Annotated in this window: 17 protein-coding genes; 8 read left to right on the top strand and 9 right to left on the bottom strand. The window is 69.3% G+C overall.

Features of this window, described 5'->3' with window-relative positions; translation table 11 throughout:
• The first annotated feature begins 666 nt into the window (after positions 1–666).
• Positions 667–2,457 carry an ABC transporter ATP-binding protein gene (locus tag ACGF5O_RS19655; RefSeq protein WP_393811134.1) on the top strand — a complete coding sequence of 597 codons (1,791 nt, stop codon included), beginning with the start codon at positions 667–669 and terminating at the stop codon, positions 2,455–2,457.
• Here the strand turns inward: ACGF5O_RS19655 and ACGF5O_RS19660 are convergent.
• Positions 2,447–3,214, bottom strand: a complete 768-nt coding sequence (locus ACGF5O_RS19660) for a response regulator transcription factor (protein ID WP_393811135.1) — start codon at positions 3,212–3,214, stop codon at positions 2,447–2,449. The two genes, ACGF5O_RS19655 and ACGF5O_RS19660, sit on opposite strands and share 11 nt — an antisense overlap.
• A 55-nt stretch (positions 3,215–3,269) precedes the next feature.
• On the bottom strand, positions 3,270–4,010 hold the full coding sequence (locus ACGF5O_RS19665) for a PH domain-containing protein (protein ID WP_393811136.1): 741 nt from the start codon (positions 4,008–4,010) through the stop codon (positions 3,270–3,272).
• 234 nt (positions 4,011–4,244) lie between these two features.
• On the opposite strand from ACGF5O_RS19665, the gene ACGF5O_RS19670 reads away from it, so the two are divergent.
• The 3 genes from ACGF5O_RS19670 (at position 4,245) to ACGF5O_RS19680 (ending at position 5,647) form a co-directional block, all read left to right on the top strand.
• Positions 4,245–4,892 (top strand): Uma2 family endonuclease, encoded by a 648-nt coding sequence (locus ACGF5O_RS19670; RefSeq protein ID WP_393811137.1) that lies wholly within the window; start codon positions 4,245–4,247, stop codon positions 4,890–4,892.
• 69 nt (positions 4,893–4,961) lie between these two features.
• Complete coding sequence (locus ACGF5O_RS19675) at positions 4,962–5,252, top strand: hypothetical protein (protein WP_365695129.1); 291 nt, start codon at positions 4,962–4,964, stop codon at positions 5,250–5,252.
• Positions 5,249–5,647, top strand: coding sequence for a hypothetical protein (locus tag ACGF5O_RS19680; protein WP_393811138.1), 399 nt, complete (start codon positions 5,249–5,251; stop codon positions 5,645–5,647). The genes ACGF5O_RS19675 and ACGF5O_RS19680 overlap by 4 nt, the downstream gene beginning before the upstream one ends.
• A gap of 15 nt (positions 5,648–5,662) precedes the next feature.
• Here the strand turns inward: ACGF5O_RS19680 and ACGF5O_RS19685 are convergent, their stop codons facing one another.
• Positions 5,663–5,938, bottom strand: coding sequence for a hypothetical protein (locus tag ACGF5O_RS19685; RefSeq protein WP_393811139.1), 276 nt, complete (start codon positions 5,936–5,938; stop codon positions 5,663–5,665).
• A 118-nt stretch (positions 5,939–6,056) separates the two neighbouring features.
• On the opposite strand from ACGF5O_RS19685, the gene ACGF5O_RS19690 reads away from it, so the two are divergent.
• From ACGF5O_RS19690 to ACGF5O_RS19705, 4 genes are all read left to right on the top strand, one after another.
• Positions 6,057–6,881, top strand: coding sequence for a helix-turn-helix domain-containing protein (locus ACGF5O_RS19690; RefSeq protein ID WP_393811140.1), 825 nt, complete (start codon positions 6,057–6,059; stop codon positions 6,879–6,881).
• Positions 6,878–7,099 (top strand): DUF397 domain-containing protein, encoded by a 222-nt coding sequence (locus ACGF5O_RS19695; protein ID WP_393811141.1) that lies wholly within the window; start codon positions 6,878–6,880, stop codon positions 7,097–7,099. Before ACGF5O_RS19690 ends, ACGF5O_RS19695 begins: the two co-directional genes overlap by 4 nt.
• Before the next feature lie 136 nt (positions 7,100–7,235).
• Positions 7,236–7,592, top strand: a complete 357-nt coding sequence (locus tag ACGF5O_RS19700; protein WP_393811142.1) for a DUF6247 family protein — start codon at positions 7,236–7,238, stop codon at positions 7,590–7,592.
• Positions 7,589–7,948, top strand: coding sequence for a hypothetical protein (locus ACGF5O_RS19705; protein WP_393811143.1), 360 nt, complete (start codon positions 7,589–7,591; stop codon positions 7,946–7,948). Before ACGF5O_RS19700 ends, ACGF5O_RS19705 begins: the two co-directional genes overlap by 4 nt.
• Here the strand turns inward: ACGF5O_RS19705 and ACGF5O_RS19710 are convergent.
• The 6 genes from ACGF5O_RS19710 to ACGF5O_RS19735 form a co-directional block, all read right to left on the bottom strand.
• Complete coding sequence (locus tag ACGF5O_RS19710) at positions 7,923–9,347, bottom strand: sensor histidine kinase (RefSeq protein ID WP_393811144.1); 1,425 nt, start codon at positions 9,345–9,347, stop codon at positions 7,923–7,925. The two genes, ACGF5O_RS19705 and ACGF5O_RS19710, sit on opposite strands and share 26 nt — an antisense overlap.
• On the bottom strand, positions 9,344–10,078 hold the full coding sequence (locus tag ACGF5O_RS19715) for a response regulator transcription factor (protein WP_362598492.1): 735 nt from the start codon (positions 10,076–10,078) through the stop codon (positions 9,344–9,346). The genes ACGF5O_RS19710 and ACGF5O_RS19715 overlap by 4 nt, the downstream gene beginning before the upstream one ends.
• Before the next feature lie 102 nt (positions 10,079–10,180).
• Positions 10,181–10,414 (bottom strand): hypothetical protein, encoded by a 234-nt coding sequence (locus ACGF5O_RS19720; protein WP_393811145.1) that lies wholly within the window; start codon positions 10,412–10,414, stop codon positions 10,181–10,183.
• Positions 10,415–10,445: 31 nt separating this feature from the next.
• Positions 10,446–11,585, bottom strand: coding sequence for a S1C family serine protease (locus ACGF5O_RS19725; RefSeq protein ID WP_393811146.1), 1,140 nt, complete (start codon positions 11,583–11,585; stop codon positions 10,446–10,448).
• A 267-nt stretch (positions 11,586–11,852) separates the two neighbouring features.
• Positions 11,853–12,875 carry a LacI family DNA-binding transcriptional regulator gene (locus ACGF5O_RS19730; protein ID WP_393811147.1) on the bottom strand — a complete coding sequence of 341 codons (1,023 nt, stop codon included), beginning with the start codon at positions 12,873–12,875 and terminating at the stop codon, positions 11,853–11,855.
• Between the two features lie 107 nt (positions 12,876–12,982).
• Positions 12,983–13,771, bottom strand: coding sequence for a response regulator transcription factor (locus ACGF5O_RS19735; RefSeq protein WP_393811148.1), 789 nt, complete (start codon positions 13,769–13,771; stop codon positions 12,983–12,985).
• Positions 13,772–13,924 lie beyond the last annotated feature (153 nt).

The raw sequence follows: 13,924 nt of genomic DNA on the forward strand, positions 1-13,924 counted from the left end.
GCTTTCTCCGGCTCTCCGGCCGCGTAATGTTTTCCATGTCGAAAGCGAACGGCGCGGACGACAGAACGAAGGAGAAGATCATGAGCTTCCACAAGATCGTCCCGGTGAAGAAGACCGAGAAGCCCGCCCCGAAGCTGGCTCCGAAGAAGAAGGACTGCAAGAAGTCCCAGCCCAAGCGCCCTGTCGGCAACCGCTAACTCACCGGCCCAGAGGAGGGAATTTCCATGAGCTTCCACAAGATCGTCCCCGTCAGGAAGACCCACAAGCCCGCTCCGGCCCCGAAGAAGCCCGCGCCGAAGAAGCCGGAGCCGAAGCGCCGCCCGGTCGGCGACGAGCGCTGACAAAGAATTTACAGAAGTAATTCAAATCAATTCACAGGTTGTTGCGGCGGGACAGTAGAAAAACTGTTGCAGAACCACGACACAAGTCGTCGGAGAGAGGAACAGCACCATGAGCTTCCACAAGATCGTCCCCGTCAGGAAGACCCGCAAGCCGGCCCCGGCCCCGAAGAAGCCCGCGCCGAAGAAGCCGGAGCCGAAGCGCCCCGTGGGCGACCAGCACTGAGGTACGCAGTGAGGCGGGGTCACCGGTTACGCGTGGTCGCACCGGTGGCCCCGCCTCGGCCTTTGCCCGTACCGACGCCGTTCCCGAAGGGAGTTGTAGACCATGAGAGAGGCCCGTACGGCCTTCCGCCGCTTCTGGCCGCTGACCCGCGGCGACCGCAGGTGGCTGTGGATGATCATCGCGTGTGTCGTGGTGTCCGCGCTCGCCGAGACCGCCGCGATCCTGCTCTTCGCCGACCTCACCGACAACGCCCTCCAGGACGGTTCGCTCTCCGCCTTCTGGGGCCCGGCCGGCGCCTGGCTGCTGGTCGCCGCGGTGGGCGCGCTCGTCGGCTACCTCGGCAACTCGCTGGCCACCTGGACCGCCGAGAGATTCGTGCTGCGGCTGCGCGCCAAGGTCTTCCGGCACGTCCAGGACCTGCCCCCGCACTTCTTCCAGAAGCACCGCCAGGGCGACCTGGTGGAACGCCTCACCGGTGACGTCGAGGCCATCGAGCAGATGGTCGTCTCCGGCGTGGTCGGCACCGTCGCCGCCGCCTTCTCCGCCGTCTTCTACGCGACCGCCGCGTTCTGGCTGCGCTGGGACCTGGCCCTGGCCACCTTCGTCCTCGCGCCCCTCTTCCTCTTCGCCGCCCGCCGCTTCTCCGGCCGGATCAGGACCGCCTCCCAGGACGAGCGGGTCGCCGACGGCGCGATCACCTCCGTGGTGGAGGAGTCCCTCGGCAACGTCGTCCTCACCCAGGCCTACAACCGCCGCCGGGACGAGGAGAAGCGCCTCGACGTCGAGGCCCGCGCCTGGATGCGGGCGAGCGTGCGCGGCGCCCGCCTCAGCGAGATGTACGCGCAGTTCGTCGAGGTCGTGGAGACCGTGTGCGTCCTGTCCGTCATCGGTCTCGGAGTGTGGGAGATCTCCGCCGGCCGCATGACCCTCGGCCAGCTCCTCGCCTTCGCCGCCTTCCTCGGCTACCTCTACCCGCCGATCCGCAACCTCGGCCAGCTCGGCCTCACCCTCACCGCGGCCACCGCGGGCGCCGAGCGCATCGGCGAGATCCTGGACGCCGAGCCCGCCGTCACCGACCCCGCCGCACCCGTCGGCCCCTGGCCGGTCCGCGGCTGGGTCAGCTTCCACCAGGTCTCCTTCCGCTACCCCGAGTCCCCCAGAGCCTCCCTCCGTGACATCGACCTCGCGGCGGGCCCCGGCGAACTGGTCCTGGTCACCGGCAGGAGCGGCGCCGGCAAGTCCACCCTCTCCAAGCTCCTCACCCGCTTCTACGACCCCTCGGCCGGCGTGATCTGCCTGGACGGCGTCCCGCTCACCGACCTCCCCCTGGAGTTCCTCCGCGAGAACGTCGCCCTGCTCCCGCAGCAGACGCTGATCCTCAACGGCACGGTCCGCGAGAACATCGAGTGCGGCCGCCCCGGCGCGACGGACACCGAGATCGAACAGGCCGCCCGCGACGCCGCCGCCCACGACTTCATCGCGACCCTCCCCGAGGGCTACGACACCCACATCGCCCCCGGCACGGCCGCCCTCTCCGGCGGCCAGCTGCAACGCATCGCCATCGCCCGCGCGATGCTCCGCGCCGCCCCGGTCCTCGTCCTCGACGAGCCGACGGCCGGCCTGGACGCGATCGCCGCCCGCCAGGTCGTCGCCCCCCTGCGCAGACTCATGGCGGGCCGGACGACCATCATGATCACGCACGACCTCACCCTCGCCCCCGACGCCGACCGCATCCTGGTCGTCGACCGCGGACGCCTGGTGGAGGCCGGCACCCACGCCGAACTCCTCGCCCGCGACGGCGCCTACGCGGCCCTGGCCCACCCGCTCCCCGAGACGATCGCGGCGGAGTCGGCGGCACCGGCACCGGACGAGACGATGATCCTCAGGTGGTAGTCGAGGTGGTGGTCGAGGTGGCAGGAGCCGTCCGCAGGGTGTAGCCCATCCCGCGCACGGTGTGGATGAGCCGCGGTTCGCCGCGGCTCTCCAGTTTCCGCCGCAGGTACATGACGTAGACGTCCAGCGTGTTGGACGCGGGCGCGAACTCGAAGCCCCACACGTCCCGCAGGATCCGCTCCCGGCTGAGCACCCGCCCGGGCTGCCGCAGCAGGAACTCCAGCAGCGCGTACTCGGTCTTCGTCAGATCCAGGGCCCGGTCCCCACGGTGCACGGTCCGGGCGCGCAGATCCATCGCGACGTCGTCGAACCCGAGGAACCGGTCCCCGCCGGGACCGGGACCCGCCCCCGTCGCCGCCTCCCGCCGCGGGTTGCGCCGCAGCAACGCCCGTACCCGGGCGAGGAGTTCCTCGGCGGCGAACGGCTTCGCCAGATAGCCGTCGGCCCCGTTGTCGAGGGCGACGATGCGATCCCCCACGGCATTCCGCCCGGTGATCATGAGAATCGGCACGGTGGACCCGGACGCCCGGATCCGCCGGGTGGCCGCCAGCCCGTCCAGACCCGGCATCTCCACGTCCATCAGCACCAGGTCCGGCTCGCTCTCTGGAGCCCCGACGAGATCGAGGGCGACTCTGCCGTCCCCGGCGAGGACCGTCTCGTATCCCTCGAACCTGAGCAGCCGCCCGATCCCGTCCCGTACGGCCGCGTCGTCGTCGGCCAGCAGGATCTTCCTCGCCATCTGAGCCATCTCAGCCATCTGACAAAAGTGTGACGAGCGGCTGTGCCGGGGCTGGGGGTGGGATGTGGATGGGCTACGGCTGCCGGGCCGGGGTGCGTGGCGGCCGGGTGCTCCAGTACCGGTCGAGTACGGCGGCCAGGGCGACGCCCGAGGCCAGGGGCACGCACACCATCAGCACGAACGGATGGTCCGGGCGCCCCACGGCGGCCCGCCAGATGTCGACCACGAACGAGAGGAAGAAGACCGCGATCGCGCCGTACGCCCCCCACGTCCCCGCCTTGCGCCGCACGGCCCCGCGCAGGATCCGCTCCTCGACGTCCGGGCGGCGCTCCCAGGTGAGGCTGCGCAGCGGGGCCGCGGCCAGGCACAGCTCCGCGACCTCGGTGTAGGGGTCGTCCACCTGCCAGTCGTTGAGGTGCCACAGGAGGAAGCGACGGCCCTCGAAGTCGTACAGGTAGGTGAGCCACTGCGGGGCCGCCCGCCCGGAACCGCGCGGCGCCTGCTCGACCCGGATGTCGTACACCTCCGACCAGGCCCAGGTCCGCGCACGCACCGGCCCCTGCACGGTGATGCCGGCGGCCGTGACCCTGGTGCGCGCCCGGAACTGCTCCAGCGCGATCCGCGCGATCGCCAGGAACACGACCAGCCCGAAGACCGGCGGCCCCCACCAGTCCCTGCCACTGCCCCCGTCGGCGGAGACCCGGTTGGTCTGGACGAACGCGTTCACCAGCAGCAGCCCCAGAAGCATGAGCTGTGTCCGGGGCTGCTTCCGCCGCTTCCGGTACTCCCGCTCGACGACTCCACCCTCGTCCACGATCCGAACCCCTCCCCACACACACCGAACGGGTGCGCGACTGGGGAGAGGATAAGGCGCCCTTCTGTGGCCCCGGGAAGCGGCTCGGGCCGACCGTCGGCGGACCGTTCCGTCATCGCTCGAACGGGTGGTCTGGAGTCATATCACCAGGTCACCGGTCTCGTCCGACCTACCGTGATCGCGTTGCTTGTGCCGCAGTCACGCCAAGCCCACACTTGATGAGGAGGTGCCACCTTGACCGCTCTCGCACATGAGAGGCCCGAGACCATGTCCGAGGCTTCGGCTGACATCGTGAACGTACCCGACCTGGACGAGGTCCTGTGGCAGGCATGGAAGGCCATGGAACTCCCCGAGGGCTACCGCGCTGAGATCATCGAGGGAGCCATCGAGGTGTCGCCCACCGGACGCTACTCGCACAGCCAGATCATCTTCATGTTGAGGGAGGCGTTGGCGGAATTCCTGAAGGGCGGGGACTTCGCCGTCCGGAACGACACGAACGTCCTCCATGAGAACCGCGCTTGGGTACCTGACCTGTTCGTCGTAGCCAGAGACCCCGAGCGGTACGTGACGGACGACGGGCTTGGCCTGACGGCTGCGGGCGTTCGAGTTGTCTTCGAGGTCACCTCTCCCGGGAGGCGCAGTCTCGACCGCGACCGCATCCGCAAGCGCCGCGAGTACGCCCGCGCCGGCATCCCCGTGTACGTGATCATCGATGACTACGACGGCCAGGGCGCCGTCACCCTCTTCACCGGCCCCCGCCCCGACAAGGCGGACTGGGAGGACATCCACCGTGTCCCCTACGGCACCGACGTCACCGTTCCCGAAGGTCCCGCCAAGGGGTTCGTGATCGGGGAGGCGATCACGGGGCCCAAGAGGGGGTGAGCGCCACGAACGGGTGAAGCCGATGGAAGAAGCCTCCAATCGGTTTCATGGAGTGGCTATGGTGAGGTCATGACCGACACCACCACGATCCAGGTCTCTCGGCAGGCCCGAGATCACCTTGCGCAGATCGCCAAGGAAAGAGGGCTGACACTGGGGCAGCTGGTAGACGAGTTGGCGGCCCAGCAGCCCACGGCCGAGCAGATCGCCGAGCGACTCGCCGCCGATCGCCAGGTGGTGCGGGATGTCATTGGACTCGACATCAGCGACGAGGAGTTCGAACGGGCTCCTGACGTGCTGGGCAACATCCGTCGCATCGCCGCGGAGAAGGCGCGCGCGGCCAGGGGAGACGCAGCAGCGTGATCATCCTCGACACCAGCGCGACCCGCGCATTGGTGGCCGGCCACAAGACGCTGAACCTCCTGGCCGCGAACATGGCGCGCACCCCCGGCGATCTTCTGCGCATCCCGGCGATCTGCCTCATGCAGGCGGAGTCGGAGGACGAGGGAACTGCACACCGTGTCCTCGCCTTCTCGTCCGTCGAAGTCGACGAGCTGAACACGGCCGCAGCGGCGACGGTCGGAACCATGATCCGCGACGGCTACGGCGGAGCCGACACCTGCCACGCCCTGTATGCGGCGTTGCCGCGTCCCGACTTCAACGGGATGTCGATCCTCCTGACGGACCGTGAAGACCGCTATCCGCCGGGGGTCGTTGCCATCGACATCGACTCCCCGGGAATGCTCGGCTTCTACTGAGTCCCGGAAGCGATCTCACCCGTCGTGCTCCAGCAGGCGCCCGCCGCGGCTGACCGCGATGCGGATCGCGTCCTCCAATGACTCGGTCGCCCTGGTCAGCGCGGACCGTACGGCGAACTCACCCGCCATCTCGTCGGCGAGAACGGCCCGGGCCCCGGCCAGTACGTCCTTGCCCGAGGCGAGTTGAGCCACCTCGACGCTGTCCGCGAGGAGGGAGAGGCTGCTTCGGTGGTCGTCGGCGCTGAGGTAGCAGGGGTGGCCGTCGAGGTTGGTCCAGGGGAGGAGGCGCATGCCGGGAGTCCTTTGGGGTGGGGGGATCACTGTTCGTGTCCTGATCGTCACTGATGGGCCGTACGCTGCGGAAGAGAGTCGGCGTTGACGGTGACTTGAGGCAACGGGGAGAGGTGACGTGGGCGAACAGGCTGACGCGGGGCCGGTTTCCGGGCGTGCCGTGCTGGGGCAGACCCTGCGGGTGCTGCGGGACAAGGCCGGGAAGTCGCTGGGGCAGCTGGCCGCCGAGACCGGGTACGACAAGAGCTACCTGAGCCGACTGGAGTCCGGGGAGCGGCTGTCCAAGGTGACGGTCATGGAAGATCTGGACGGGTACTACGGCACCGGTGACCTGCTGGTCAGTCACTGGAGAGTGGCGCGGCTGGACGCGTTCAAGGACCAGTACAGGGAGTACATGGGACTGGAGGCGACGGCTCGGGTCATCCGGGTGTTCTCGCCGGGCATTCCCGGACTGCTGCAGACGGAGGATTTCGCACGCGGGGTGTTGTCCGGGGGTCTGACAACGGCTGACGGCGACGAGGCTGTCGAGGAGCAGGTCGCGGCACGACTCGGGCGGCAGTACCTCCTGAGGCAGAAGCCGCAGCCCGAAGTCCGCGTCATCGTCGACGAGTTCGCATTGCGCCGCCCCGCCGCCTCGGGCGAGGCCTGGCAAGACCAACTGCTGCACCTTGAGACCGCCGCCTCGTGGCCCAACGTGGCGCTTCAGGTACTGCCCTTCTCCGCAGGAGCGCACCACCATATGAACGGGTCACTGACCCTGCTCTGGCAGAGGGACGGCAGCGCTGTTGCCTACAAGGAAGGCAATGGTTGCAGCCGGTTGATTGAAGATCCGGACGAAGTCCTGCGGCAACGGCTGTCCTACGATCGGCTCCGCGACCTGGCGCTGTCTCCGCCGGACTCGCTCACACTTGTCAGGCGAGCAGTGGAGGAGCACAGATCATGACGCGCACCCCCGACATAGGTACCGCGGTGTGGCGCAAGTCGAGCTACAGCGAGGGCGGAGCCAACGACTGCGTCGAGGTCGCCGACGGTCACCCCGGCATAGTCCCCGTCCGGGACAGCAAGCTCCCGGCCGCCTGTCCTCTCGTCTTCTCGGCCGCGTCCTGGTCGGTGTTCGTGGACGGGGTCAAGGGGGAAGCCGGCCGGCGCACATTCGGGTGACATATGCCCGAAGTCCTGATGTTCGAGGCGTTGCCGCCCACACGCTGGATCCCGTGACCACGACACGAACGACTGATCCACGGAGTGCGGGGCGGCTATGGTCGTAGACCTGAAGCGCCGAAGGAGGGCATCGGTCATGACCGCTCACGCCACGGAGAACGACCAGGTCATCCCGCCGATGCCGGAGCGGACACCGAAGGCGTTGCGCGCGGCCATCGCGGAGCACGCCCCCGTGCTGCTTCCGGACTTCGACGGGCACTGGAAAAGGGCAATTGCCTCAAGTGCCGACACCTTCAACCTTCCCCCTGTGCCGGCGTTCATGGCCTTCTGGTGGGGTGAGTACGCGCTCGCCCGCGATCCCGAGCTGGACGCACATGTGCACGATCTCGAAATCCGGGCCTCGGAGTCCACCGACGGCGCCGAAGCCAGGGCCCTTCTCGAAGAGGCCTCGAAGATCCGTCACCGAGTGCGGAAACTGGAGCCCGGCGAGTGACCGACGGGTTCATGGGGCCGCCTTGGCAGATGGACTTGAGGCTTGATGCCCTTGCCGCCTACGAGGCATTGCCCGGCCACGTTCGTGAGATCGTCCGCGCCGCGCGGGCTGAGTTGGTCACCGCGAAGGATCCTTATTTCCGAGGTACCGAGACGGACGCCTGCCTCCCCAACGGAATGACGGTCACGCCGGTCCGATCCAGTGATCCGAAGGGCCCTCGTGTGCTCTTCTTCGACTACGAGAACGGCTGGCTCAAGTACACGTTCGTACCCCGCCTCGAAGACCCCCAGATCATCGTGGAAGAGCTTTTCTGGATGGGAGGCGAAGCGCCTACGGAACCTCTGGCGGAGCCGTAGGCGCCCCCGGCAGCCGTACCGTCGCCACCGTGCCGCCGCCGGTCGCGCGGGACAGGGTGACGTCGCCGCCGGCCTGCTGGACCGTGCGGGCCACGATGGAGAGGCCGAGGCCGGAGCCGGGGAGGGCGCGGGCGCTCGGGGAGCGCCAGAAGCGGTCGAAGACGTGGGGGAGTTCTTCCTCGGCGATGCCGGGGCCGTGGTCGCGGACCGTCAGGACACCACCTTCCAGGGCGACCTCGATCTTGCCGCCCTCCGGGCTGAACTTCACCGCGTTGTCGAGGATGTTGACGATCGCCCGCTCCAGGGCGGAGGGCTCCGCCCGTACGAACCACGGCTGGACGTCCGCCGTGATCGTCAGCTCCGGGCCGCGCAGGCGGGCACGGCGCAGGGCCGCCTCGACCGTGTCCTGAAGCGCCACGACCTGGACACGCTCCCCGCGCTGCCCCTCCGAGCGGGACAGCTCCTGGAGGTCGCCGATCAGCGACGCCAGCTCCGTCATCTGCGCCTTCACCGAGGCGAGCAGTGCCTTGCGGTCCGCCGGGGGGATCGGGCGGCCCGTCTCCTCGCTGCGGGTGAGGAGTTCGATGTTCGTGCGGAGGGAGGTGAGAGGGGTGCGGAGTTCGTGACCGGCGTCCGCGATGAGCTGCTGCTGGAGCTCCCGGGAGTTCGCCAGCGAGCTGGTCATGCTGTTGAAGGAGCGGGAGAGACGGGCGATCTCGTCGTCGGACTCCTCCTCCACGGGGATGCGGACGCTGAGGTCTTCGGTGCGGGCTACGTGCTCGACGGCCTCCGTGAGCTTGTCGACGGGGCGCAGGCCAGCACGGGCGACGGCGAGACCGGCGGCTCCGGCGCCGACGACTCCGATGCCGGAGACGATGAGGAGGATCAGGGCGAGGTCTTTGAGGGTGTCCTGGGTGTTCTTCAGAGGAACGGCGGTGATCAGCCCGACGTAGGAGCCGCCCTGGGTGGGGAACACCTGGATCATCACGCGTAGCGCGTTGCCGTCCTTGTCGGTGCCGTTGCGGAAGTAGAGCGTGCTGCTGTTCCCAGCCTTGATGGTGTCCTTGTCGGCCTGAACAACCTTGATCTCGCCCGTGGAGCCGGGCAGAAGGCAGACCTTGCCGTCCAGCGTGACGCCCTGGCCGTAGCTGTTCCGGTAGGTGTTGTTGTCCTGAGGCGTTTCGGAGCAGTCGGCGAGGGCGGTGTTGAGAGCCCCGACCACCGGACCGCGCTGCTGCTTCTGCAGGTCGTTCTGAAGCTGCTCGTACAGCTTCCCCTGCACGATGAACCAGCACGTCACCGAAACCGCCGCCACCGCGAACGCCACCGCTGCCGCGACCAGCATCGACAGGCGGGCGCGGAGGGGGAGGGTGCGGAAGCGGGCGGTGAGCCTGTTCACTCGGCGCCGCCCTGGCGCAGGACGTACCCGACGCCGCGCACGGTGTGGACGAGGCGGGGCTCGCCGCCGGCCTCGGTCTTGCGGCGGAGGTACATGACGTAGACGTCGAGGGAGTTCGAGGAGGGCTCGAAGTCGAAGCCCCAGACGGCCTTGAGGATCTGCTCGCGGGTGAGGACCTGGCGCGGGTGCGCCATGAACATCTCCAGGAGGGTGAACTCCGTGCGGGTCAGCTCGACCTGGCGGCCGGACCGGGTGACCTCGCGGGTCGCGAGGTCCATGCGCAGGTCGCCGAAGGTGAGCGCCTCGTCCTCCTGGACGCCTTCGGAGAGCGAGGCCGCGTAGGAGCTGCGGCGCAGCAGCGCACGGATGCGGGCGAAGAGTTCGTCGAGTTCGAAGGGCTTGACCAGGTAGTCGTCGGCCCCGGCGTCGAGGCCGGTGACGCGGTCGCCGACCGTGTCGCGGGCCGTCAGCATCAGGATCGGGGTCGTGTCGCCCGCCCCGCGGATACGGCGGGCGGCGGTCATACCGTCCATGCGCGGCATCTGGATGTCGAGGACGATCAGGTCCGGCTTGTAGGCGGTCGCCTTCTCCAGTGCGTCCGCGCCGTCCACCGCGACCTCGGTCTCGTACCCCTCGAAGGCGAGGCTGCGCTGGAGTGCCTCGCGTACGGCCGGCTCGTCGTCGACGATCAGGATGCGCTGGGGTTCACGGTCGCCATCGGCGGGGCTCATCGCTCGCGTTTCCTCGGGGTGCGGTGGGTCTGGGTCGGGACGCCTCTCAGCCTCGCATGTTTCTCGGCTGTCGGGTATGCACGCTGGTGGGGCGGTACGCCCCTAGCCGCGTACCAGGGTCATGCGGCTCAGCGGCACCTTGCGCTGGTGCGGCCGGGCCGCCGAGGTGCGCAGGCCCATCAGCTGCGGGGCCGGTGCGACCTCGGGGGCGCGCGGAGCCGGGGTCGGGGCCACCGCCGCCTCTGTCGGTGCGTGGAGCTCGTACGCCACGGCAAGGGCCAGGCTGAACCCGGCCGGGCTGTCGGCGGCCATCGTGTGCGAAACCTGCTTGATCATGACGTGCTCCCTACGTGCTCGTGCCGGTGGTTCAGCTGGTGGAGCCCGACCGCAGCTTGGCCAGGTCGGACTTGACGGTGTTGATCGGGATGGCGAAGCCGAGGCCGACGCTGCCCGCGTCCGAGGAGGACGACGAGGAGTCGGAACTGGCCGAGTACATCGCGGAGTTGATGCCGACGATGTTGCCGCCGGCGTCGATCAGCGCGCCGCCGGAGTTGCCCGGGTTGAGGGACGCGTCGGTCTGGATCGCCTTGTAGGTCGTGGTGGACGAGCCGGTGTCGCCGTTGAACTGCTGGCCGCCGAAGGAGAACGGCCACTGGCCGCTGCCGCCGCCCTGCTGCTCCTGCTGCTGGCCCTCGTCGGTGGAGACGGTGACGTCCCGGTTGAGCGCGGAGACGATGCCGCTGGTGACGGTGCCGGTCAGGCCCTCGGGGGAGCCGATCGCGACGACCGTGTCGCCGACCTGGACCCCGTCGGAGTTGCCGAGGGTGGCGGGGTGAAGGCCGGAGGCGCCTTCGAGCTTGAGGAGGGCGAGGTCCTTGGAGCTGTCGGTGCCGACGACCTTCGCGGTGTACGACTTGCCGTCGCTGGTGGAGACCTTGACCGACTGGGCGCCGGAGATCACGTGGTTGTTGGTGACGATCTCGCCGTCGCTGGTGATGACGACGCCGGAGCCGGTGGAGGTGCCGTTGCTGAGGGTCGCGTTGACCTCGACGACGCTCGGGCTGACGGCGGCGGCTATGGAGGCGACGTCGCCCTTCTTGCTGGAGGGCACCACGCTGGTGGTGGTGCTGCTGGAGACGACGTTGTTCTTGCCGGTCAGCTCCTGGAAGGCGTACGCCGTGCCGCCGCCGACGGCCGCCGCGACGATCGCGACTGCGGCGAGGAGGACTATCGGGCCCCGGGTGCGCTTCTTGGGTGCCGAGTGCGTTCCGTGCTCCGCCGGGTGCTCCGCCGGGTGCTCCGCGTCGAGGCCGACGGTGGGGAGTACGGCCGTACCGTCTTCGGGTGCCGACGGCTGCTGCGCCGGCTGGTGGGTGGGCGGGGGCGGCCACTCCGGGTTGACGGGGGAGGAGGCGTGCTGCTGCTGGGGGTACGCGCCCTGGTAGGCGTCACCCTGGGGACCCTGCGGGTTCTCGTACTCGCCGCTGCGGCGGAAGCTCTCGGTCATGACAAGTAGCTTGTCCCGCGACCATGAGAGCTCCCTGAGTGCCCGCTGAGAACGCCGCGAGAAGCTTGTTTGCCCGATATAAGGAACCTTCTCGCAGGTCGCGGACGGTTCTCAGACGCCGTTCATGAAGGTGTTCCTGTGGGCGCGGGCCGGTGGGGGCTGGTCGCGCAGTTCCCCGCGCCCCCAAAGGGGCGCTCAGTGCAGCGCCCTGCTTTTAGGGGCGCGGGGAACTGCGCGAGCAACCACGACGCACGGTTCGCCGAAGTACTACTGGCACCCGCAGGACCCACGCACCACCAGCCGCGAAGGAAACGTCTTCAGACGCTCCCTGCGCGACCCCGCCACCCGCAGACCGTCGTCGAGGACGAGGTCCACCGCCGCCCGGGCCATCGCCGGGCGGTCCGAGGCGATCGTCGTCAGCGGGGGATCCGCCAGCGCCGCCTCCTTGATGTCGTCGAAGCCGGCCACCGCCAGCTCCCCGGGCACGTCGATGCGCAGCTCCCGGGCCGCCCGCAGCACGCCGAGGGCCTGGTCGTCGGTGGAGCAGAAGATCGCCGGGGGGCGGCTGGGGCCGGAGAGGATCTCCAGGGCGATCCGGTACGCGTCGTACCGGTTGTACGGCGCCTCGAACAGCCGGTCCTCCGTCGGCAGGCCCGCCTCGTCCATCGCCCGCTTCCAGCCCTCGACGTGGTCGGAGACCGGGTCGCCGACGGCCGGCGTCTCCGCCGTACCGCCCAGACAGGCCACGTACTCGTAGCCGTGCTCCAGCAGATGGCGGACGGCGAGCTGGGCGCCGCCGAGGTCGTCGGTCACCACCGCCACGTCGTCGATCGCCTCGGGCCGCTCGTGCAGCAGCACCACCCGGGCGTCCCAGGCCTCGATCTCGGCGGCGGCCAGGTCGTTCAGCGCGTGGGAGACGAGGATGAGGCCGGAGACCCGCATCCCGAGGAACGCGCGCAGGTAGTGGACCTCGCGCTCGCCGACGTAGTCGGTGTTCCCGACCAGCACCATCTTTCCGCGCTCGGACGCGGCCTGCTCGACCGCGTGCGCCATCTCGCCGAAGAACGGCTGGCGCGCGTCCGGGATGATGAGGCCTATGAGGTCGGTGCGCCGGGACGCCATCGCCTGGGCGACCCGGTCCGGGCGGTACCCCAGCTCCTTGATCGCCGCGAGGACACGCTCGCGCGTGGCCGGGGCGACCGGCCGGGGTCCGTTGTTGATGACATAACTGACAACGGCGGTGGAAGTCCCCGCCAGCCGCGCCACATCATCCCGAGTCACCTTGGCCACGCGCGGAGTCTACGCGGATGGACCCGCTCTGGGCAGGGCGAATCGAAGCTTGGCTTGCGTAAGCAATGCCCCGTCCGGGCGACGGCCACGCCTCGCCCGGACGACGACTACGCCTCCGTCGGTACCTCGACCGCGTCCAGGGCCGCCGATGCGTCCGCATCCTCCGGCTTTGGCCGCTCCGCGTGCGCCTTGGCCGCGTCGGCGGCACGCTCGCCCCGGTCGCCCTTCTCGGGCGTAACGAATCGATAACCGACGTTCCGGACGGTTCCGATCAAGGACTCGTGCTCCACGCCGAGCTTGGCGCGCAGCCGTCGTACGTGGACGTCGACGGTCCGGGTGCCGCCGAAGTAGTCGTAGCCCCAGACCTCCTGGAGCAGCTGTGCGCGAGTGAACACCCGGCCGGGGTGCTGGGCGAGGTATTTCAGCAGCTCGAACTCCTTGAAGGTGAGGTCGAGGACCCGTCCCTTCAGCTTCGCGCTGTACGTCGCCTCGTCGACCGACAGGTCGCCGTTGCGGATCTCCATCGGGGAGTCGTCGGCGACGATCTGCTGCCGGCCCATGGCCAGCCGCAGCCGCGCCTCGACCTCGGCGGGACCCGCGGTGTCGAGGAGGACATCGTCGATGCCCCAGTCGGCGGTGACGGCGGCGAGCCCGCCCTCCGTCACCACGAGGATGAGCGGACAGCCGGGGCCGGTGGAGCGGAGCAACTGGCAGAGGCTGCGGACCTGCGGGAGGTCGCGGCGGCCGTCGATCAGGATGACGTCGGCACCCGGGGTGTCGACGAGTGCGGGCCCTTCGGCCGGTGCGACCCGCACGTTGTGCAGGAGCAGGCCGAGAGCCGGCAGCACCTCCGTCGACGGCTGGAGGGCGTTGGTCAGGAGCAGCAGAGAACTCATATGTCTGGTTCCTCCTCGGTCCCTGCGAGGACTGTGTGCAACGACACTGCGCTGCGCTCCCGATGTTCCGTACACCGCGGGTCACCTGGAGTTTCCCGCTTCGTATACAGCCCTTCCGAAAGCACAAAAGGACCCGGTGGCGGCGCTGCCCGA

This window comes from Streptomyces sp. NPDC048291 (assembly GCF_043201715.1).
GTDB lineage: Bacteria > Actinomycetota > Actinomycetes > Streptomycetales > Streptomycetaceae > Streptomyces.

Coding starts and splice junctions, on each gene's coding strand:
- ACGF5O_RS19655 (WP_393811134.1), top strand. CDS start 667: ATGAGAGAGGCCCGTACGGCCTTCCGCCGCTTCTGGCCGCTGACCCGC.
- ACGF5O_RS19660 (WP_393811135.1), bottom strand. CDS start 3,214: ATGGCTGAGATGGCTCAGATGGCGAGGAAGATCCTGCTGGCCGACGAC.
- ACGF5O_RS19675 (WP_365695129.1), top strand. CDS start 4,962: ATGACCGACACCACCACGATCCAGGTCTCTCGGCAGGCCCGAGATCAC.
- ACGF5O_RS19685 (WP_393811139.1), bottom strand. CDS start 5,938: ATGCGCCTCCTCCCCTGGACCAACCTCGACGGCCACCCCTGCTACCTC.
- ACGF5O_RS19695 (WP_393811141.1), top strand. CDS start 6,878: ATGACGCGCACCCCCGACATAGGTACCGCGGTGTGGCGCAAGTCGAGC.
- ACGF5O_RS19700 (WP_393811142.1), top strand. CDS start 7,236: ATGACCGCTCACGCCACGGAGAACGACCAGGTCATCCCGCCGATGCCG.
- ACGF5O_RS19715 (WP_362598492.1), bottom strand. CDS start 10,078: ATGAGCCCCGCCGATGGCGACCGTGAACCCCAGCGCATCCTGATCGTC.
- ACGF5O_RS19720 (WP_393811145.1), bottom strand. CDS start 10,414: ATGATCAAGCAGGTTTCGCACACGATGGCCGCCGACAGCCCGGCCGGG.
- ACGF5O_RS19725 (WP_393811146.1), bottom strand. CDS start 11,585: ATGACCGAGAGCTTCCGCCGCAGCGGCGAGTACGAGAACCCGCAGGGT.
- ACGF5O_RS19735 (WP_393811148.1), bottom strand. CDS start 13,771: ATGAGTTCTCTGCTGCTCCTGACCAACGCCCTCCAGCCGTCGACGGAG.